This is a genomic window from Flavobacterium aeripolare, from assembly GCF_013294025.1.
In the GTDB taxonomy this organism is placed as follows: Bacteria; Bacteroidota; Bacteroidia; order Flavobacteriales; family Flavobacteriaceae; genus Flavobacterium.
In genome coordinates this window covers 135,140-155,532 of record NZ_JABSNL010000007.1, presented here as the reverse complement: position 1 = coordinate 155,532, position 20,393 = coordinate 135,140, and the positions used below count along the sequence as shown (strand labels likewise).

Annotated in this window: 16 protein-coding genes and 1 pseudogene; 9 read left to right on the top strand and 8 right to left on the bottom strand. The window is 35.6% G+C overall.

Going from position 1 to position 20,393, the window contains the following annotated elements; all coding sequences use genetic code 11:
* Positions 1-419 precede the first annotated feature (419 nt).
* The 8 genes from HNQ00_RS09725 (at position 420) to HNQ00_RS09690 (ending at position 12,098) form a co-directional block, all read left to right on the top strand.
* Positions 420-1,463 (top strand): Gfo/Idh/MocA family oxidoreductase, encoded by a 1,044-nt coding sequence (locus HNQ00_RS09725; RefSeq protein ID WP_173838142.1) that lies wholly within the window; start codon positions 420-422, stop codon positions 1,461-1,463.
* 241 nt (positions 1,464-1,704) lie between these two features.
* Positions 1,705-2,919 carry an MFS transporter gene (locus HNQ00_RS09720; protein WP_173838140.1) on the top strand — a complete coding sequence of 405 codons (1,215 nt, stop codon included), beginning with the start codon at positions 1,705-1,707 and terminating at the stop codon, positions 2,917-2,919.
* 502 nt (positions 2,920-3,421) lie between these two features.
* A complete protein-coding gene (locus HNQ00_RS09715; RefSeq protein WP_173838138.1) occupies positions 3,422-6,259 on the top strand; it encodes a carboxypeptidase-like regulatory domain-containing protein in 2,838 nt (945 codons plus the stop codon).
* An 11-nt stretch (positions 6,260-6,270) separates the two neighbouring features.
* On the top strand, positions 6,271-7,623 hold the full coding sequence (locus tag HNQ00_RS09710) for a DUF5689 domain-containing protein (RefSeq protein WP_173838137.1): 1,353 nt from the start codon (positions 6,271-6,273) through the stop codon (positions 7,621-7,623).
* A 60-nt stretch (positions 7,624-7,683) separates the two neighbouring features.
* The gene (locus HNQ00_RS09705) at positions 7,684-8,142 is read left to right on the top strand and encodes an FKBP-type peptidyl-prolyl cis-trans isomerase (protein WP_173838136.1); all 459 of its coding nucleotides are present in this window, start codon (positions 7,684-7,686) and stop codon (positions 8,140-8,142) included.
* Between the two features lie 173 nt (positions 8,143-8,315).
* Positions 8,316-9,566, top strand: a complete 1,251-nt coding sequence (gene hflX, locus HNQ00_RS09700) for a GTPase HflX (RefSeq protein WP_173838135.1) — start codon at positions 8,316-8,318, stop codon at positions 9,564-9,566.
* 289 nt (positions 9,567-9,855) lie between these two features.
* Complete coding sequence (locus tag HNQ00_RS09695) at positions 9,856-11,301, top strand: FAD-dependent oxidoreductase (protein ID WP_173838134.1); 1,446 nt, start codon at positions 9,856-9,858, stop codon at positions 11,299-11,301.
* Positions 11,302-11,525: 224 nt separating this feature from the next.
* Complete coding sequence (locus HNQ00_RS09690; protein WP_173838133.1) at positions 11,526-12,098, top strand: hypothetical protein; 573 nt, start codon at positions 11,526-11,528, stop codon at positions 12,096-12,098.
* A 67-nt stretch (positions 12,099-12,165) separates the two neighbouring features.
* On the opposite strand, the gene HNQ00_RS09685 is transcribed toward HNQ00_RS09690, so the two are convergent.
* The 6 genes from HNQ00_RS09685 to HNQ00_RS09660 all read right to left on the bottom strand — a co-directional run bounded on the left by HNQ00_RS09685 (position 12,166) and on the right by HNQ00_RS09660 (position 16,620).
* A complete protein-coding gene (locus tag HNQ00_RS09685) occupies positions 12,166-13,017 on the bottom strand; it encodes a DUF3078 domain-containing protein (protein WP_173838132.1) in 852 nt (283 codons plus the stop codon).
* Between the two features lie 446 nt (positions 13,018-13,463).
* Positions 13,464-13,973 (bottom strand): DUF2480 family protein, encoded by a 510-nt coding sequence (locus HNQ00_RS09680; RefSeq protein WP_173838131.1) that lies wholly within the window; start codon positions 13,971-13,973, stop codon positions 13,464-13,466.
* A 78-nt stretch (positions 13,974-14,051) separates the two neighbouring features.
* Positions 14,052-14,375, bottom strand: a complete 324-nt coding sequence (locus tag HNQ00_RS09675) for an SUF system Fe-S cluster assembly protein (RefSeq protein ID WP_173838130.1) — start codon at positions 14,373-14,375, stop codon at positions 14,052-14,054.
* Between the two features lie 167 nt (positions 14,376-14,542).
* Positions 14,543-14,962: a SufE family protein gene (locus tag HNQ00_RS09670; protein WP_173838267.1), complete on the bottom strand. Its 420-nt coding sequence runs from the start codon at positions 14,960-14,962 to the stop codon at positions 14,543-14,545.
* Complete coding sequence (locus tag HNQ00_RS09665; RefSeq protein WP_173838129.1) at positions 14,952-15,395, bottom strand: hypothetical protein; 444 nt, start codon at positions 15,393-15,395, stop codon at positions 14,952-14,954. Before HNQ00_RS09665 ends, HNQ00_RS09670 begins: the two co-directional genes overlap by 11 nt.
* A 10-nt stretch (positions 15,396-15,405) precedes the next feature.
* Entirely contained in the window at positions 15,406-16,620 is a 1,215-nt protein-coding gene (locus tag HNQ00_RS09660; RefSeq protein ID WP_173838128.1) for an aminotransferase class V-fold PLP-dependent enzyme, read from the bottom strand.
* Between the two features lie 178 nt (positions 16,621-16,798).
* On the opposite strand from HNQ00_RS09660, the gene HNQ00_RS09655 reads away from it, so the two are divergent.
* A complete protein-coding gene (locus HNQ00_RS09655; RefSeq protein WP_173838127.1) occupies positions 16,799-18,145 on the top strand; it encodes a serine hydrolase domain-containing protein in 1,347 nt (448 codons plus the stop codon).
* Between the two features lie 469 nt (positions 18,146-18,614).
* On the opposite strand, the gene sufD is transcribed toward HNQ00_RS09655, so the two are convergent.
* Both sufD and HNQ00_RS09645 read right to left on the bottom strand, forming a co-directional pair.
* A complete protein-coding gene (gene sufD, locus HNQ00_RS09650; protein ID WP_173838126.1) occupies positions 18,615-19,931 on the bottom strand; it encodes a Fe-S cluster assembly protein SufD in 1,317 nt (438 codons plus the stop codon).
* A gap of 44 nt (positions 19,932-19,975) precedes the next feature.
* Positions 19,976-20,367: pseudogene (locus tag HNQ00_RS09645) on the bottom strand (four helix bundle protein).
* Between the last annotated feature and the right edge of the window lie 26 nt (positions 20,368-20,393).

The window sequence follows — 20,393 nt, the reverse complement described above, 5'->3', positions numbered from 1 at the left end:
AAAATCCGTTCCATCCGATAAAATCCGCGTTCCATCCCACAACAAAGATTACACACATTATAAACAACAAAAAAAACCAGCACTCCAAACACATAATAAAACCATGTATTAAAAAAAATCCGTTTAAATCTATATAAATCCGCGTCATCCGCGTTCCATCTCGCAATCTATATCAAGTGCTACAAGATTAAAGTAAGATCAGTGTCCCATCCCACAACAAAGAAAACCCAGCTTCCCAAACACACAATAAAACCATAAACCATTCATAAAATAAAATCCGTTTAAATCCGCGTCATCCGCGTGCCATCTCGCAATCTATGTCAATTGCTACAAGATTAAAATAAGATCAGCGTCCCATCCCGCAACAAAGATCATAAACAACAAATAAAACCAGCGTCCCATCAAACAATAAACAACTCATGAAAAAAATAAAAACAGCCCTACTATCTTACGGAATGTCCGGTAAAGTATTCCACGCACCATTCCTCAAACTACACGAAGGTTTCGAACTAATAGGATCTTGGGAGCGCAGTAAAAAGTTAATTCAAGACGATTATCCGGAAGCAACAAGTTTCCCAACCATAGAATCAATTTTAGAAGATGATACTATAGCACTTGTAGTTGTAAACACACCAGTAGCAACGCACTTTGAATATGCTAAAAAAGCCTTGCTGGCAGGAAAGCATATAATTGTCGAAAAAGCATTTACCACCACAGTTGCAGAAGCAGAAGAATTAGTGGCTCTAGCCAAAGAAAAAAACGTAAAGCTAGCTGTATTCCAAAACAGAAGATGGGATAGCGATTTAAAAACGGTACAAAAAGTACTAAACGACCAATTATTAGGCGAAATAGTAGAAGCCGAATTTCATTTTGATCGTTACAACCCTAGCTTAAGTGCTAAGTCACATAAAGAAACTGCAAACGACGGAGCCGGAGTCCTGAAGGATTTGGGCCCGCATTTAATTGACCAAGCGCTATATTTATTTGGAATGCCTACTGCAGTTATGGGAGATATTAGAATCACTCGTCAAGGATCTTTAGTAGACGACTGGATCGACATTGCCTTATATTACACTAATCTAAGAGTACGTTTAAAAGCAGGATTTTTTGTGAGAGAGGCAAATCCAGCATATACCATCCATGGTAAAAAAGGCTCGTTTTTAAAAGTGCGTGGCGATGTACAAGAAGACGACTTAAAAGACGGTAAAAAACCAAACCGTGATACTTGGGGAACAGAAAAACCAGAAAATGAAGGACTCTTGCATACTCAAGAAAACGATAAGGAAATTAGAGAAAAAGTAAGCAGCTTACAAGGGAATTATTACGACTTTTTTGATGGTGTTTATCATGCAATAGTTGACGATGAGGTAATTCCGGTTTCTGGTCAAGACGGAGTTAATGTCATGAAAATAATCGAAGCGACTATTGCCAGTAGCCATCAAGGAAAAATAATTTCTTTATAATAGCTAGTTGCGCTGCAATAGCAAAACTTACCTAAAAAGTTGCTTTTACAATCTCATAATAATGCGTTTGTAAAAGCAGCTTTTTGATTTTTAAAACAGTACTACAGTCACTTAAATGAGCGCGCTTTACTTTTTTTATAAACAATAACGTTGTAATTAGTTGGGGCACTGCTATAACCAACACAAACGCAAACCTTTTTAGTATTTTTGCCAATTGAATTAGTAAAAAAACGAAAACGATTTGATAGATTTAAATTTAATATACCGCTTTAAAACTCCAGGAAAACTTAAAAAGTCCTATAAAAAAGCCAAAACCTCGTATTTACGAAGAATTCGTTGGGCAGTTTCAGCATTTTATTTTGGAATGGGATTGTGTTTTGCAACATGGGCCAGCCGAATCCCTGATATTAAAGTAGCCTTACAATTAAGCGATGCCGATCTAGGAACAATCCTCTTTGCGCTTCCGGTAGGACAGTTAATGATGATGCCTTTCTCAGGAAAATTAGTTACTCGTTTTGGGAGTCATCGCATAGGCGTATTTTCATTATTAATGTATGCTTTTAGTCTTACTAATATTGGTTTGGCTTCAAGTTCGTGGCAATTAGGCTTGGGCTTATTTTCGTTCGGACTCTTTGGGAACATGAATAATATAGCCATTAATACACAAGGTGTTTATACGGAAAGGTTGTATAAAAAAAACATCATGGCTTCCTTTCACGGTGTCTGGAGCTTTGCTGGATTTACCGGTGCGCTTATTGGTTTATGTATGCTAGCATTAGACCTTACACCGTATTATCACTTTTTAATTGTAGGTGGAATCGTGTGCACACTGGTACTTTTCAACTTTAAGTTTTTAATCAAAGCTAAAGAAACTCCTAAAATTGTTGAAAGTAACAAACTGTTTACTAAACCAGATAGCACTTTGATTTGGCTTGGCGTAATCGGTTTTGGTTGTATGGCAAGCGAAGGAATCATGTTTGATTGGAGCGGACTGTATTTTAAAGATGTAGTCAAAGCCCCTGGATCACTTGTGATTTTAGGGTATACTTCCTTCATGATCATGATGGCGAGTGGTCGCTTTTTAGGGGACAGTGTAATAGAGCGATTTGGAAGAAAAAAAGTAATCCAAATTAGCGGACTCATGATTTCTGTTGGTTTATTCACCGCCGTATTCCTCCCTTATTTAATCACGTCTATGATCGGTTTTATGATCGTAGGGCTGGGCGTATCCACAATTGTCCCTACATTATATAGCCTTGCCGGTAAAAGCACATCAGTTCCTCCCGGGGAAGCATTAACAATAGTATCAAGTGTAAGTTTTTTAGGATTTTTAATGGGACCGCCGGTAATTGGATATATCGCCGAGTTACTCGGTCTTCGTTTTTCGTTTGCCTTCATCGGTATTTTCGGAATTCTAATAGCACTTATGGTATCCCGTATTAAAGCCATTCAGTAGTATTTTTAGCAATAGTACCACCTTCATCTATAAGTCACTGTAGTCCCGCTGTACACAGTATCTTTATAGCCAAACCCTGGCTACAAAGGATACTTGTTTCCATCGGGATTATTGATGACTTTTTGTTTTTACAAGTACCTTTCTATAACCGCAATCGACAATATAATTGCAATCATTAAAACCATCATTTTTAAGAATTATCGCCATATTTTTTTAGACTAATTACCTATTATTCTTATATTTTTTTGCATAAACGTTAAATGTTTGTTAGATTTAAGCTCTGAAAATCAATTATTTACTGTTTTATGCTGCAATTATCAACGCCCCAATTGATGATTTCATACTACGATTTCTGTAAGCGATTATATAAAAAAGCTTGCGTTAGACTAGTCTCTTTCTGGCAGTATGCTATAGATAGCAACAGCGTGTCGCTTGTAGTGGTTTATGATATTCTTACCTACATTTTCAGGTCAAAATAACAACGCAACTCAGATAACGGTCTATGATAAAATGCTACTTACTGCTATTTTTTACTCTTTTAACTGCCACTTCTTGGGCTCAAAATGACCGTACACTTTCTGGGAAAGTATTAGACGCAAAAACTCACAAACCTTTAGAATATGTGGTTGTCTCTGTGCAAAATACAAACAAGATGCAACTGACATCCAGCAGTGGATCATTCTTTTTTAAGTCGCTACCATTAGGGCCGCAAATCCTCCTTTTTCATAGTCAAGGTTTTAAAGATGCTTTGTATCCAGTAACCATTGGTGAAAACCAAACGCTTAACCTTGGAAATGTTTTATTAGAAAATGACGAAATATCCCAGCAACAAAGTTCGGTGATTCGATTGTATGATGAGGATTTAAGTGAGGACAACAGCGGCTCTGAAAGTATTTCGGGAATGCTGCAATCTTCTCAAGATATTTTCCAAAAAGCGGCCGCCTTCAACTGGGGACAAGCCCGTTTTAGAGTTCGAGGGCTGAATACGGAGCAGGCGGTAATCATGATTAACGGCATTAAAATGAATAAAATTTATGATGGTAGACCGCAGTGGAGCAACTGGGGCGGACTAAATGATGCAACCCGAAATCAAGAATTTACTATTGGTACCACCGCTTCTGATTATACTTTTGGGAGTATTCTAGGAACCCAGCACATGAATATTAGAGCGTCAACTTATAGAACGGGTACAAAGGGAACGCTATCTGCAACAAATACTAATTATAATGGTCGCGCTATGATAACGCATGCTACTGGAATGAATGGTAAAGGTTGGGCATTTGTGATTTCGGCAGGAAAACGATTTACAAGAGAAGGACATTTTGAAGGAACAACTTATGATGCTAACTCTTTACTATTAGGGGTAGAAAAGAAAATCAACGACAAGCATGCTATCAATTTTACAGGTATTTATGCTCGAAATGAAAGAGGTAAAAACGGACCTAATTCGGCTGAGGTTATTGCGCTTACTAATGTAAACTATAATGGGTATTGGGGTTATCAAGATGGAGAGAAACGTAACTCTAGAGTAAAAACAATTGAGGAACCACTGTTTCTCTTGAACCATTATTTTAAAATTGATAAAGACAGTAATTTAAATACCAGCGTAATGTATCAGTTTGGTGGAATTGGGAACAGTAAAATTGATTACCAAAATGCAAATAGCCCGGATCCAACATACTTTAGAAAAATGCCTAGCTATTTTACAGCTCTTTATGAGCGCGATAAAGGAGAATTCTCGGGAGCGTTTATTCCTGATTTTGAGAATGCCGCTAAGAGTAAAGCGTCTTTTTTAGCTAATCCGCAAATTGACTGGACTGCGTTATACCGCGCAAATCAAAACCCAGTTACAGATCAAAACGGAACCATCACGGGCTATACTGCAGCAAAAAGTCATTACGTTTTATATGAAGACCGTACAGATGATAATTTATTTGTGGGTAATTCAGTTTTTAATACGTTGTTGACAGAGAATATTTCTTTACAAGCGGGAGCCAGCTTTAGTAAATTAAGATCCCACAATTATCAAAAGCTAACAGATCTCCTTGGCGGAAGCTACTTTGAAGATATTGATGCATTTTACAAAGGAAAACAAGCCCAAGCCGATTTAAATAATCCCAACAGGAAAGTAAAAGTAGGAGATGCCTATGGGTATAATTTCTTGTTTGATGCTACTACCTTTGATGCGTTCACACAGTTCAAATTTTCATACAATAAAGTAGATTTCTACCTAGCGCAAACCTTTTCTAATACAAGCTACCAGCGTGAAGGTTTATACAAAAACGGAATCTATGAGAATATATCCTTTGGCAAAAGCCAAAAAATTAAGTTTGAAAATTTTGGGTTCAAAGGGGGACTTACCTATAAAATTTCAGGAAAACAATTGTTACATATTAATGCTACTCACCTTACTAAAGCTCCGAGTTTGCGAAATGCTTTCCCTAATTCAAGATTAAATAATGCTACTCTAGACGGACTCGCTAGCGAAACTATAAGTAGTGCTGATGTCAACTACATTTTTAGATCACCTAAAATTAAAGCGAGGGTAACGGCCTATTATATCGCGATGCGAGATGCCGCAAAAACCAGCTTTTTTTATGCTGAAGGAATATTTGACAACGGCGGAGGTAACACAAATACTAATGCCTTTGTAGGGCAGACGTTGACGAATATTAATACGAGAAATATGGGAGCTGAGTTGAGTTTTGAGTACCAACTGACAACGACTATTAAAACTACTTTTGCCGCCGCTTACGGTAAATATATTTATACTAATAACCCTAATTTGAGTGTGAATAACGATGCCTTAGCAACAGTAGAAAACACCAAGCCTTCTTTTGATTTTGGTCCTGCTTTATTAAAAAATTACAAACAAGCCGGAATGCCACAGCAAGCATATAGTTTAGGTTTAGAATACCGTGATCCCAAATACTGGTGGGTGGCAACAAATTTAAATTACCTCGCCGATGCCTACATTGATTTTTCATCGATTACTAGAACCAGTAGTTTTAATATTAATCCCGCAAGTGGAGCACCTTTCCCTGAGGTTACCGCAGCGCAATCAGCAGCATTATTAAAACAAGAACGTTTTCCTGCAGTGTTTTTACTTAATGTAATAGGCGGGAAATCGTGGCGAATCAATAGAAAATACATTGGCTTGTTTGTAAGCATTAACAACGTATTGAATTTAAGGTATAAAACCGGCGGATATGAGCAAGCTAGAAACGGAAATTTTAGACAGCTCAATCAAGATGTTTCTAGCGGAACACCCTCCTTTGGTAGTAAATATTATTATGGATACGGAAGAACTTTTTTCTTAAATCTATCCTTTAACCTATAAACACAAGCAGTATGAAAAACCACATGAAGCGCTATTTTTATAGCTTCCTTATATGCAGCCTTTTAATAAATTGTAGTACAAATGATGTTGCTGTACCTACCGTTCTTTGTGATCAACCGGATCTAGTGGCTAATAAATCAGTTGCAGATATTCGAGCCGCAAGCAACAATATCGTGAGAGGGTACACTTATGATGATGTGATTGCAGCTTATGTAGTTTCAAGTGATGAATATGGAAATTTTTTTAAGGCGATTTCGTTTCAAACCTTACCTACGCCTACTTCAAAAGCAATTGGTTTTAGCGTTCCCATTGATGTGAGCAATGCTTATATTGACTATAGGGTAGGCAATAAAGTATACGTCAAACTTAAAAATCAATTCACTGATATTAAATATGGCAGTTTGCGTATAGGAACGAGCTTTATTAGCAGTTTTAATATTGGCGGTGTGGGGCGCTTGTCTCAAAATGATTTTAAAGATATTTTGATTGCTTCTTGTACCACAGTTTCTGATGATCAGTTGGTAACTCCTATGACAATAGCGCAATCCCAAGACGATGAGAAAGTGAATACATTGATAGAAGTTTCAGGGGTGCAGTTTACAGAGGAGGCTATAGGGCGTAATTTTTATGAAGAGACAAATGACATTGGCGGTGCGACAAACTGGAGTTTGAGAGACGATGAGGGCAATCAAATTATTTTAAGAACGAGCAGCTATGCTCGATTTGCTGCAGATAAATTACCCACAGGAGTAGGCACAGTACGTGGTGTACTTACTAAGTATAGCGATGACTTTCAGCTGGTGGTGCGCTCTCTCGACGATATTTCTATGGAGGGAAGCAGAGCAATTCCTTTTTTTATCGAAAACTTTCAATCAGTAACCGATAAAGCAAATTTGAGCCTGCCTGACTGGACTAACATTGTTACTCAAGGAAAATTATTCTGGAGGTCGGGTATACTCGACGGCAATGGCTATGCCGAGTTTGCAATAAGCGGAACAAGAGTAGACTTGAATGAGGCTTGGCTAATTTCACCACCTATAAACTTAGACGACACTGAAAACGAAGTACTCACGTTTAGAACAGCGCAAGAAGGGCTAGATGTGAATTCTGATTTGAATGCTTTAGAATTGTATATCGCCACTGATTTTGATGGTTTAAATGTAGAACAAGCTTCTTGGGTAAAATTAAATCCGAAACTGCCTAATCAAGCCACGCTCGACTTACAATATATAGGGTCTGGAAAAATAGACTTGTCGTCTTATGAAGGTGAAGTGCACATTGCTTTTAAATACACTGGATCCGGAAAAAACTTAGCACTAGACGGTAGCTTTCTACTTGATGATGTGCAAATTGTTGCAGAATAATTTGTAATTATATCCAACACACTTTTAGTATATTTGCAAAAATATTTAAATTTAAATACCATGAAATACGCTTTATTTGCTGGATTATTAACACTTTTTATTTCTTGTAACAGTAGTTCTAAAGATGAGAATGTTGATTTTGTAAAACAAAATGATGCAGATATCTCTGCTTATGTTAAAGAAAACAACTTAACTGCAACAAAAACCGACTCAGGTTTGTATTATGTTATCACTGAACCTGGAACTGGTGCACAACCTACAGCAACTTCTAATGTGACCGTTGCTTACAAAGGGTCTTTCTTGAACGGAAAAGTATTTGATGAAAGCGGAGCAGATGGAATTAGCTTTCCTTTAAACCAAGTTATTAAAGGGTGGACAGAAGGTATTCCATTATTAAAAGAGGGCGGAAGCGGTATTTTATTAATACCAGCACATTTAGGTTATGGGGAAAGTGATAGAAACGGAATACCAGGTGGATCCGTTTTAATTTTTAATGTAAAATTAATTTCGGTAAACTAATATAATAATAGTGTACTAAGGGGATTTCTACTGGATATAGAAATCCCCTTTTTTTATGCGCATTTAGAACATAGCTGTTAAAAAAAAGGTAATATAACCGCAGCTATTTAAAAAATACACTACCTTACAGTTAATAGCATACAAATGATTAAATTTGTAACTTATTTAAAAATATGTTAGAAAAAGAAGTATTAAATTTCGAAAAAACCGCCATTGTTGGTATTGTAACCCAAAATCAAAGTGAAGAGAAACTAACGGAGTATCTTGACGAATTGGAGTTTTTGACTTATACAGCAGGTGGGGAAGTAGTGAAGCGTTTTTCACAAAAAATGGAACGCCCTAATCCTAAAACCTTCATGGGGACAGGAAAAATAGAAGAGATTCATGCGTATGTAAAGGAAAACGGAATCTCAACTTTAATATTTGATGACGAGTTAACGCCTTCACAACAAAAGAACATTTCAAAAATAATAGTAGAATGTAAAATTCTAGATAGAACACACCTTATTCTGGACATTTTTGCACAAAGAGCAGAGACTTCTTATGCAAGAACACAAGTTGAGTTGGCGCAATGTATTTATATGTTGCCACGTTTATCTGGATTATGGACACACCTTGAACGCCAAAAAGGGGGAATTGGAATGCGTGGACCTGGAGAAACAGAAATTGAAACAGACAGACGTATTGTGCGCGATAGAATTGCTTTATTGAAAGATAAAATCAAAGCTATTGATAAGCAAATGGGAACACAACGCGGTAATCGCGGGTCGATGGTGCGTGTGGCTCTAGTAGGATATACAAATGTTGGTAAATCAACCCTAATGAATGCTGTAGGGAAAAGCGATGTTTTTGTCGAAAACAAATTATTTGCAACGCTTGACACTACTGTTAGAAAAGTGGTAATTAAAAACCTGCCTTTCTTATTGTCTGATACTGTTGGTTTCATTCGCAAATTGCCAACCATGCTAGTAGATTCTTTTAAGAGTACTCTAGATGAGGTTCGTGAAGCTGATTTGTTATTGCATGTTGTAGATATTTCTCATGCAGATTTTGAAGATCATATCGCATCTGTGAATCAAACATTGTTAGACATTAAAGCAAATGATAAACCAGTAATCATGGTTTTTAATAAAATTGATGCTTACAAACATTTAACGATTGATCACGACGATTTAATTACCGAAAAAACACCTAGACATTACACACTTGAAGAGTGGAAATCTACATGGATGGGTCGCGTAGGTCAAGAGAATGCCTTGTTTATTTCGGCGACAAATAAAGAGAATTTTGAGGAATTTAGAGCGCGTGTGTATGAGGCTGTAAGGCACATTCATATCACTCGTTTTCCCTACAATAAATTCTTGTATCCGGATTATAAAGATGCTGTCGAAAAAGAAGATGACGACGACAACGAAGAAGAATAAATAAATTATAAAATCCCTTTTCAGTATTGAAAAGGGATTTTTTTTTTGCACTAATCATTTATATTATTTAGTTCTAACAGGAAATAATATGCAGAGGGTACTGCAGCTTTTTGTTCGAAAATGAAAAAGAAACTAGTTTGCAATTCAATATTTTTTTTCGAAAGATCAAGTTTTGTTTTGGAGCTGTTAATTTATTTTTCTTTATTAGTGATTGTGCTAGAGCTGATTTGGTAAAATTCTATCTTTGCTGTGTATATCAACTTAGATACAGCACCGAAAAAAAATATTTTTGAAAGAGGAAGTAAACATAAAATCAAACTGGATAATTTGCACACAGTGTCAAGGCCGCGGAAAAAAAAGCAAAGGTCTTAGTAAAAAAGTGCGTGCAAATTATTTGAATGCCGTTAAGCAATATGAACTTTCAGGAAATGTAGGCAAAGCACCTAATCTTCCAAAGGCTCATTTATATGTTTGCTCGAGTTGCAACGGTTCTGGACTAGTGCAATGCCAAGAAAAACCTATCGCAGATGCTGCTAAATTTCCTCATGTAGCGATAATTGGCGGTGGTATAGGTGGAGTAGCATTGGCTATAGCTTGCTTGCATCGCCAAATTCCGTTTAGTTTATATGAACGTGATGCCAACTTTGAGGCGCGATCACAAGGCTACGGACTCACCTTACAACAAGCAGCAAAAGCGGTAGAGGGTTTAGGAATTACGTCACTAAAAGAAGGTGTGGTTTCTACAAAACACCTCGTGCATACCACTGACGGAAAAGTTATAGGCAGCTGGGGGAATCGAAAATGGATTGCTGAGGACGTCGATTATTCTTCTAAACGCACTAATGTCCATATTGCTAGGCAATCTTTGCGCAAAGCCCTATTAGAGCAACTAACAGAAGGAACCAACATAAATTGGGGACACCAATTTGTATCTTTCACGGAATCAGAAACAGCTATCACTTTAGAATTTAGTGTCAACGGAAAAGCCATATTTGCTCAAGCAGATATTGTGGTTGGTGCTGACGGAATTAGGAGTGCTATTCGAAAAAAAATGATTGGGGAACAACTTACGCCATTGCGCTATTTAGACTGTATTGTCATTCTAGGAATTTGCCCTCTTGCAGCATTAGAAAATGTAGATAGTGTGTTGTTAGATGCTGCGACCGTTTTTCAAACAGCTAATGGAAACGAACGTATATATGTCATGCCCTATGATAAAAATACGGTGATGTGGCAACTTAGTTTTCCTATGACTGAAGAGGATGCTATAGCTTTAAGTACAAAAGGAGCTGCAGCATTAAAATCAGAAGCAATTAAACGCACACACTGGCACAGTCCAATTCCAGAAATTATTGCAGCCACACCAGAGGTGAAAATTTCGGGTTATCCAGTTTATGATCGAGATATTTTAAGTACTGAAAATTTAAAACATTTGGGAAATTGTACGTTGATAGGGGACGCAGCACATCCTATGAGTCCGTTTAAAGGACAGGGTGCAAATCAGGCGCTTCTAGATGCTTTGTCGCTAGCAAATACTATTTATAAATTTTGTAGTGGTCCTGCACCATGGACTAGAGCCACAATTAGAACAACAATATTAGATGAATATGAAAACGATATGTTAGTCCGTTCAGCGGTGAAAGTGAAAGATTCTGCAGCGGCGGCTCAGTTTTTACATTCTATAGATGTGCTTCATGAAAGTGATGAGCCACGTGGTAATCGAACCTTAGATTGAAGTAAGGGTACTATTCGAAAATTAAAATAGTGTGTACAACTATGGGGGATTTTATCGAAATCTAAAAATCGTTAAATATGGTACAAAACGAGTGCTAGTATGTAGTGTGAGTGGTTGCATGCCAAAAATAATCCTTAATTTAGAGTAACAAAACAACTGCAATTTTTTAATTAGTACGCTATGTTAGGTAGTCGCTAATTGAAACAAGAGCGTAAAATTTAGTTATGAAAATCTATCCTACAAATATACGAGAGCAAGATCATTATCTTACTGAAGAGATTAAAGAGCAGTGTCAAAAATACCTTGTGCCTGAATCAGTGAACGAACTTACACTGGGACTATCAAGCGTTACAGCTGCGTTCTATGGCTTATCTCTACAACACATTTCAAACGAATTTGGTCCAGAAGCCTGCAAGCGTATTTCTAAGAAAATATTCTATGATCTAGGTAAAATGAAGGCAATTCAATGTAAAGGTAAAATGCCTAATTTTCCTTTTGACACAACCGCGTTTGCATTAACTACGATTACTGCCATATACACTTCAAATCCTGAATATGTATTTACAATAAGTGAGTTTACCCCTAACAAAACGGTATTAAAATTAGAAGGTGTTGATCGCTATTTAAAAATCCTAAAAGAACTCAATATTGAGGATCAAATCGAACTTCCTACGTTGTTAGGATTTATGGAGGGAATCAATGACGAACTTGAATTAGGCGCAGAGATTACTTTTGAAATAGAAGTAAACGAGCAAGAAAATACAACAAACACCACTTATACTTTTATGAAAAAGTAAGTGGTCTGAAATAAAAAAATCCCCTTTGAAAATAAATTCAAAGGGGATTTTGTAATCTCTTACGAGATTAAAAACCGTAGTTCACTCCAATACCAAATAGCTCTTTTACTTGAACTCCTTTAATAGAGTTGTCATCATAAATAGCTTGTAGTGCAACATTTGCTGATAAGTATTTGTTGATTTTCATTACCACATTCATTTGGTAATCAATATCTACATTTTGTGGATCTTCTAAATAATTAGAATATAAATTCAATCTGTTTTCAATAGATACATTGCTCATTACCACAAATTTGTAGTATGCAGAGATACTAGCTCCAAATTCATAACGAGAATTGTCACCTTGTAATACACCGTATGAAGGACCAAACTCTGTAAAATGCTTGTGAACAAAAATTGCTTTTCCAGCTGCTGGAGCAAAATTCACACTTAAATTATCACTCTTTTTCCATAGAAGTCCAGGTCCAACTTGAAAGTAAGCAGGAGAGAAAAAATGCGAAATACGAGTACCGTCTTTATCTAAACCAGTATCTAACTGACTCTTGAAATTGAAGTATGCAGAGTAGTACCAGTTTCCTGATGCTTTTTTACCCCATAATGAGTTCAATTCGATTCTATCATCTGTTTTTGCTGTTTGCTCGTCTCCTTTAATTTTACTCAAACCATAAGCAAGAATAAATTTATTGTCCCATACGATATCGTCTTTTTTATAGTTGACATCGTAATTCAAACCAAAGTTTCCAGCAATGTTTGAAGTTCCTCCACCTAGCCATTGCTTGTTGTATGAAGACTGATTGAATAACAATGAAATGTTACCTTTCTTTGTCCATAATTTTGTTGAATCTTTTACAGCTGCTTCTTGTGCATTACTCACAAAAATTGTGAAAACAAAAAGGAGTGTTGCTAATGATTTTTTCATAGTGTTTGTTTTAAAAGCACAAATGTAATTAAATATATTAAATCTTAATTTAATTTAAAATACTGTATATCACTAATTTGTAATTTTATAACCTTATTTTACTCACAATATTTTAACTTAAAACGGCGTGGTGAATTGTATGATCGTTAATATATCGCCACATAATTTATGATTGTTAACTTACTGATATGTAGTGTTTTGAAGGGGTATACTTGTTTAACAGTTTAATTAAACGGGTCTTTAATAGCGATATAATACGGTTAAAATCACTTAAAATCTAAACGTTAATAAAAAGTTAATTAAATTTTAGATAAACTGTAAAAAAAGTCGTTAAATGACCTATTATAGGTTGAAGGAGGAGTGGGAGACTATAAAAAAAGCGCAAATTACAGCGATCGAGTAATTTCTTTCTCGTTTGTAATTTGCGCTAGTATAATTTGGTTTTATTATAACTTAGGAGCTTTGTAAAGAGGCACTGCAGAACAAGCTTCTCCATACATAATGCTTCTTGCGTATGCTTGTAAATTTGTTGCGGCAATAACATAAGCACGCATAGGAACAGGTTTCTTAGAACAACCTTTTATAATTACAGCCTTATTCTTGTATAAACTATAATCAACCTTAGCTAATAGCTCTTCATACAATGCTGCGTCAAGGTCTTCTATGGTACCATCTACAATTTTAGAAGCAAATGGTGCTACTTGTATGGTCACTAATATAGAAGCCCACGCTGGAACAATAGCATCTGTACTGCAGTTTATCGCTACAAGCTGATTCTTATATTGAGTCCAATCATGATTTTTTAAATGCTCTCTAAAGTCTTTCTCTTTAAGTAAAAATCCTTCTAATAACCATTGCGAAATATCGATTTGCGTGCGCACACCCTTTGGATAATAATCTTCTAGATCAAAAACCTCAAGAGCGCTGCTGGCTACTTTGTTAATTATTTCTTCCATTTCTTTTTTGTTTAAAGTTTAAAGTTTCAGGTTGAAAGTTTTGCACGTATAACTTGACATCTCAAACTTGAAACTTTTTTAAAGCATTCCCAATTCTAGTTTTGCTTCTTCGCTCATCAAGTCTTTACTCCATGGTGGATCAAATGTAATTTCAACTTCTGCATCTTTAACGTGCTCGATTGATTTTACTTTATCTTCAACTTCTTTTGGTAAACTCTCAGCAACTGGACAGTTAGGAGAAGTAAGTGTCATTAAAATTTTTACCTCATAATCTGTATTAACCATCACATCGTAGATTAATCCTAATTCATATATATCTACCGGGATTTCAGGATCGTAAATCGTTTTTAATTTTTTTACTATCGCCTCACCTAATTGGTTTGTGTCTATTTCTTCTGTCATTTTCTTTTGTGTTTATTGTCGTTGTATTAAACAAATAAGGTTCTTAATTTTCATTTAGAATAGAAAGCTAAGAAATTATAAGTCATTTTATTTTTTATGATTGCTGAGTTCTAGAAATAAGTTTCGTCAGTTTTGAGCTGCTGCTACTTATATTTAAGAACTTAAAATCAGTTCTTTGCATTAAATGCGATTGCGTACATTTTAATATTCTTGATCATTGATACTAGGCCGTTTGCTCTAGTAGCAGATAAATGTTCCTTTAAACCAATCTCGTCTATGAATCCCATATCTGCAGCGATAATATCTTCTGCTTTTTGATTTGAAAATGTGCGAATTAATATGGCAATAATCCCTTTAGTTAAAATGGCATCACTATCTGCAGTAAAAACAACTTTGTCATCATTTTGTTCTCCTTGCAACCACACTTTTGATTGGCATCCTTTGATTAGATTTTCCTCAGTCTTAAATTGGTCCTGAATTAGAGGAAGATTTTTCCCTAAGTCAATGATGTACTCATACCGTTGCATCCAGTCATCAAACATTGAAAATTCTTCTACTATCTCGTCTTGTATTTCTTTAATATTCATCATCTTGTTTTGAAAATGAGTTAATTTTATTTACTATTTCTGTAATTTCATCTGGTGGAAAACCGTGATCAAAGCTAGGTGCTTTGTACGTGATTCCCTTGTATGTTATTTGCAAATTTGCAATAGCTGCACCGTCATAAAATCGCTTTTCAGTGGGGGCTTTTAGATTTTTAAGTGCTTCTAAATCCACTTCTTCAAGAAGTGTAATCAGTGTTTTCCAATCAGCATCTGAAATTTTTTCTGTTTTCCCTTTTTCCTTCGCTGCTCTATCCTCAGATATTGTTACCACTTGTTGCGCGATGGTGATTTTTTGATAATATCCTCTAGTATTTGCAACATACTCAATTACTGCTGTATTGATATCTTGATCTGTTTTATTGTCGCAACCTTTGCCTACAAATAAGGTAAGTATTAATAAGGAAATTAATTTCATAAAGTATCTTTTAAGATAGCATCATTACAGCCTTTTTAATGGCTTCAATCATAGCGTCTATTTCTTCAGTTGTATTGTAAAAAGCAAATGATGCACGTATGGTACCAGGAATATTAAAATGGTTCATAATAGGCTGTGCACAATGGTGACCTGTGCGTACTGCAATCCCTAATTTGTCAACTATGGTACCAATGTCGTAAGGGTGAATTCCTTCTATATTAAATGAAATCACCGATGTTTTATTTTCTGCGGTTCCTACAATATTCAATCCTTCAATCTCTAATAAGCGTTTCGTTCCATATTCAAGTAAAGCTAATTCTTGCGCTTGAATATTTTCAAAACCTATTTCGTTCATGTAGTCAATTGCAGTTCCTAGTACAATACCTCCAGCGATGTTAGGGGTTCCTGCTTCAAACTTAAATGGCAAACCAGCATACGTTGTTTTTTCAAAGGTAACTTCTTTGATCATATCGCCACCACCTTGATAAGGGGGTAATTTATTTAACCATTCTTCTTTACCATACAATACTCCCACTCCCGTAGGACCACACATTTTATGACCTGAGAAGACGTAAAAATCACAATTTAATGCTTGAACATCAGGTCTAAGATGCGGCACTGCTTGTGCTCCATCAATTAAAACCGCAGCTCCTACAGCATGTGCTTTTTCGATTATTTCTTTAATAGGATTCACGGTCCCTAATGCATTCGAAATATGATTTACGGTCACAATTTTAGTACGAGTAGATAATAATTTATCGTATTCTTCCATTATAAGTTCGCCTTTCTCATTCATAGGAATGACTTTAAGAACAGCTGCTGTGCGTTCACAAAGCATCTGCCATGGCACAATGTTACTGTGATGCTCAAGAGCAGAAACAATAACTTCGTCACCTTCTTTTAACAAAGAGGTAAAACCGTTTGCAACAAGGTTGATTCCAAAAGTAGTTCCCGAAGTAAAAATAACCTCATGAGATAACTTGGCGTTGATGTGATTTTGTATTTTTCCGCGAGATATTTCGTATGCATCTGTAGCTAACTGGCTCAAAGTATGTACACCACGGTGAATGTTAGCGTTGATTTCTTGATAATATTTAGAAATAGCATCAATTACAACTTGTGGTTTTTGAGAAGTAGCTCCGTTATCGAAATATACTAATGTTTTTCCATTAACTTTCTCAGAAAGAATAGGGAAATCGGCTCTTATTTTTTGAATGTCTAGCATAATTATTTAGAAAAAATCTAAATACAAAAGTACTAAATTTAAACCACTATGAAATTACGATAGCCAAGTTTTTAATAGATTCTTAACGAGTATAGGTTATATTTTTTATGAAAGTTACCACCAACTTTATATATGTCACTAGTTTGTTTTTTAATAAATTGCATTAAAATTACAACTCATGAAAAAACTATTCAAGTTTATTGGTATTGCTTTGCTTATTAGTATTTTTTATATTGGTTTTACATCTTATCCTAAATTAGATTTAATCTCTGGTTTTGCCGCTAAGAGTATAGCGTCCGGACATTTTATTGATGGGCGTTCACAGGAAATGATCGAAAAAGGAGACAACGATATCAAGCTAATTGATTTAGCTAAAAACAAAATAAATGAAGCTGGTAAGTTTGCAACGGCATCTGTTTATGGATTGAAAGAACGTAAAGCCATTTATCGTGAGGGTTTAGGAGCTACGTTGATTGACGAGGATTTTGATAGTAGTACCCCTTATGAAATCCCTAAACGAAATAAATCTAGAAATAATTTGGCATTTCCTTATGGTGATAAGGAGCAAAAAGACACGGTTTTTTCGAATGTGGATTATGCTAAATTAAATTCGGCTGTGGCCAATGCTTTTGACACCGAAGGAACTGTCGCTAAGCGCACACGATCCTTACTAGTTATTTATAAAGACAAAATTATCGCTGAGAAATACGATACAGGTTTTAATAAGGAAAGTAAAATTCTAGGTTGGTCAATGACTAAAAGTATTACCGCGACTGTATTTGGGATTCTACAGTATCAAGGAAAATATACTATCAATACACCTGCTCCTATCCCAGAATGGAAAAATGACGATCGTAAGATTATCACAACCAGTGATTTGCTACACATGAATTCTGGCTTAGCATGGGAGGAAGATTATACAGCTATTAGCGATGCGACAAAAATGTTGTTTCTATCACGCAATATGGGTCGCATTCAGTTAGAAAAGAAAGTTGCCTACAAACCTAATACCCATTGGAACTATTCCTCAGGAACGACTAATTTACTGTCTTATATTTTGAGAAATCAATTTAAGACGCATCAAGAATATTTAGATTTTTGGTACTCGGCGCTGATTGATAAGATTGGTATGAACTCCATGGTGGTTGAAACTGATATGGCAGGAAATTTCATTGGCTCGTCTTATGCATGGGCAACCACGCGCGACTGGGCAAAATTTGGTTTACTGTATTTACACGAAGGATACTGGAATGGTGAACAACTATTTGATAAAAGCTGGGCCAAATATGTAGCGACACCTACTAATGGTTCGAATGGAGATTATGGGGCACACTTTTGGCTAAATGCTGGAGGAAGATATCCAGATGCTCCAAGAGATTTATACTCTGCCAATGGTTTTCAAGGACAGAAGGTATTTATCATTCCGTCTCAGGATTTAGTAATTGTAAGAATGGGTTTAACCGAAGATGCTAAGTTTGACGTCAACGGTATGCTGAGAGGGATTTTGGGGAGTTTTAAGAACTAATATTTAATCGTAGCTTTTATTATTTGCAAAGGTTCATTTTCATCGTTTGTCTTGCTTGCAGTTTTACAAGTAATTAGATTAACTTTTACAGCTATTGACAACCAATGTACTGTAGTTAAAATTTAATTTTGTCGGATCGAGCGAAGTCGAGATGTAAGAGTGGTTCTCGACTCCGCTCAAACTGACAGCAGTATTCGTTGATTACTTATTGCTCATTTGTGGAGGAGTATGATTTTATAAACTATCATTTTTTATTATCAGTTGTTCTCGACTTCACGCGAAGTGACAATTGTGCTGTTTCATAACTAATATTTCTAGCGTCGATAGCAATGGAAATTCCTTTATTGCTTTTCTTCAAAACAATAAAATATTGAAACTTCCCGAAGGGTCGGGAGCGGGAATAGCTCAAAAAATTAACCCTTTCTAAGTTAAAACTCGGAAAGGGTTAATTATTTTAAGTAATTGATTATTACAAATCAAATCCAATTTTCACACCTAATTTACTTGCAATAAGTTTCGTGATGCGTTGTTTCAATTCTGGTATTTTAATGCTTTCGATTACTTTGTTTGTAAAGGCATACATCAACAATGCTTTAGCTTCTTTTTGAGGGATTCCGCGTTGTTGCATGTAGAACATTGCTGTTTCATCAAGTTGGCCAATTGTACAACCGTGCGAACATTTTACGTCATCAGCAAAAATTTCTAATTGCGGTTTGGCATTAATCGTTGCTTTGTCGCTTAATAGAATGTTATTGCTTTTTTGGAAGGCATTTGTTTTTTGCGCTTCTCTCTCAACATATATTTTTCCGTTAAAAACACCCGTTGATTTATCAGAGAAGATTCCTTTGTAATCTTGGTGACTTTCGCAGTTCGGCGTAGCGTGTTGCACTAGCGTGTAATGGTCTACGTGTTGCTTTTCGCCAATAATTGTGATTCCGTTTAAGTAGCTTACAATATGCTCTCCAAAATGGTAGAAGTTCAAATTGTTTCTAGTTAGGTTTCCACCAAAGCTAAAAGTATTTACCGCTACACTGCTGTCTTGTTGTTGCGACACATACGTATTGTCAACTAAATTAGCAGTATCGTTATCGTTTTGAATTTTGTATAAATCTACGATTGCGTTTTTCTCGGCAAAAATTTCAGTAACTGAGTTCGTCAATACTGGATTTTCGCTCAAGCTCTGGTGACGCTCAATAATTTGTACTTGCGCATTTTCATGTACAATAATCAAATTACGTGGTTGTACCATTAAAGCAGCTTCGTTTCCTGTAGAGAAATACATGATTTCGATAGGCTTGTCTGCAACTTTACTTTTCGGGATATTGATATAAGCACCTTCATTTGCAAAAGCAGTATTTAAAGAGGTTAAACTCTCGTCTTTGTTTGCAATTTTATTGAAGTAAGTATCGATAACCGATTTGTATTTTGGCTTTGTAAGGGCAGATGCCATCAAACAAACATCAATTGCTTCGTGCGTAGTTTCAGAAAGGTGGGAACTAAATACACCATCAATAAATACCACTTTGTATGTATCAACTTCATGTAAAAAATACTTCTTAACATCCGAGTATTGGATGTTACTTTCTGTTTTAGGAAATACGGTAAAGTCATTTTTTAAAATGGCATTTAACGATGTGTATTTCCAAGCTTCTTCTTTTTTGGTTGGGAAACCTTTATTTTCAAAGTTTTTTAGGGCTGCTGTGCGCACATCATGAAGTTCAGAGTGAACATCGATGCGCTCTTCAAAAGCCATAAAAGACGAGATTAATTTTTCTTTCAATTCCATTATAATTTTGTTTCAGGTTTAAAGTTTAAAGTTTCAGGTTTTGCCTATTGGAACTTATTCCCTTTAAAATCTTTTTTATTAAGATAAGTGATAAAGTTTTTTATTTTACCGCTTAAGTTTTCATAATCTTTTTTTAGCAATTCAAATTTTGATTCCTCTATGTAAGCAAAGTCAAAAGCTCTAAATAATTGCGATCTTGTTTCGCCTACCGAACCTTTAGCAATCGATAAAAATTGTCTAAATTCAATATTTCCGTCTCTTTCAAAACCTTCTGCAATATTGTCTATTACTGAGCCCGAAGAAGCCTTAATTTGATCTTTAAATCGATAATCATTTTTTAATTCAGTTTCAGTGGAGATGATATGTATCTCCTTTGCAAGTGTCTCCTTGCTTCTTTCCAAATTTCTAAATCTTCAAATCGATTTATAGTAGCCATACATTTCATTAATTTGTCTCAGTTAT

Excerpts from the sequence above, each read along its gene's own strand:
- HNQ00_RS09725 (WP_173838142.1), top strand. The coding sequence starts at position 420 with ATGAAAAAAATAAAAACAGCCCTACTATCTTACGGAATGTCCGGTAAA.
- HNQ00_RS09715 (WP_173838138.1), top strand. The coding sequence starts at position 3,422 with ATGATAAAATGCTACTTACTGCTATTTTTTACTCTTTTAACTGCCACT.
- HNQ00_RS09710 (WP_173838137.1), top strand. The coding sequence starts at position 6,271 with ATGAAAAACCACATGAAGCGCTATTTTTATAGCTTCCTTATATGCAGC.
- HNQ00_RS09705 (WP_173838136.1), top strand. The coding sequence starts at position 7,684 with ATGAAATACGCTTTATTTGCTGGATTATTAACACTTTTTATTTCTTGT.
- hflX (WP_173838135.1), top strand. The coding sequence starts at position 8,316 with ATGTTAGAAAAAGAAGTATTAAATTTCGAAAAAACCGCCATTGTTGGT.
- HNQ00_RS09690 (WP_173838133.1), top strand. The coding sequence starts at position 11,526 with ATGAAAATCTATCCTACAAATATACGAGAGCAAGATCATTATCTTACT.
- HNQ00_RS09685 (WP_173838132.1), bottom strand. The coding sequence starts at position 13,017 with ATGAAAAAATCATTAGCAACACTCCTTTTTGTTTTCACAATTTTTGTG.
- HNQ00_RS09680 (WP_173838131.1), bottom strand. The coding sequence starts at position 13,973 with ATGGAAGAAATAATTAACAAAGTAGCCAGCAGCGCTCTTGAGGTTTTT.
- HNQ00_RS09675 (WP_173838130.1), bottom strand. The coding sequence starts at position 14,375 with ATGACAGAAGAAATAGACACAAACCAATTAGGTGAGGCGATAGTAAAA.
- HNQ00_RS09670 (WP_173838267.1), bottom strand. The coding sequence starts at position 14,962 with ATGAATATTAAAGAAATACAAGACGAGATAGTAGAAGAATTTTCAATG.
- HNQ00_RS09665 (WP_173838129.1), bottom strand. The coding sequence starts at position 15,395 with ATGAAATTAATTTCCTTATTAATACTTACCTTATTTGTAGGCAAAGGT.
- HNQ00_RS09660 (WP_173838128.1), bottom strand. The coding sequence starts at position 16,620 with ATGCTAGACATTCAAAAAATAAGAGCCGATTTCCCTATTCTTTCTGAG.
- HNQ00_RS09655 (WP_173838127.1), top strand. The coding sequence starts at position 16,799 with ATGAAAAAACTATTCAAGTTTATTGGTATTGCTTTGCTTATTAGTATT.
- sufD (WP_173838126.1), bottom strand. The coding sequence starts at position 19,931 with ATGGAATTGAAAGAAAAATTAATCTCGTCTTTTATGGCTTTTGAAGAG.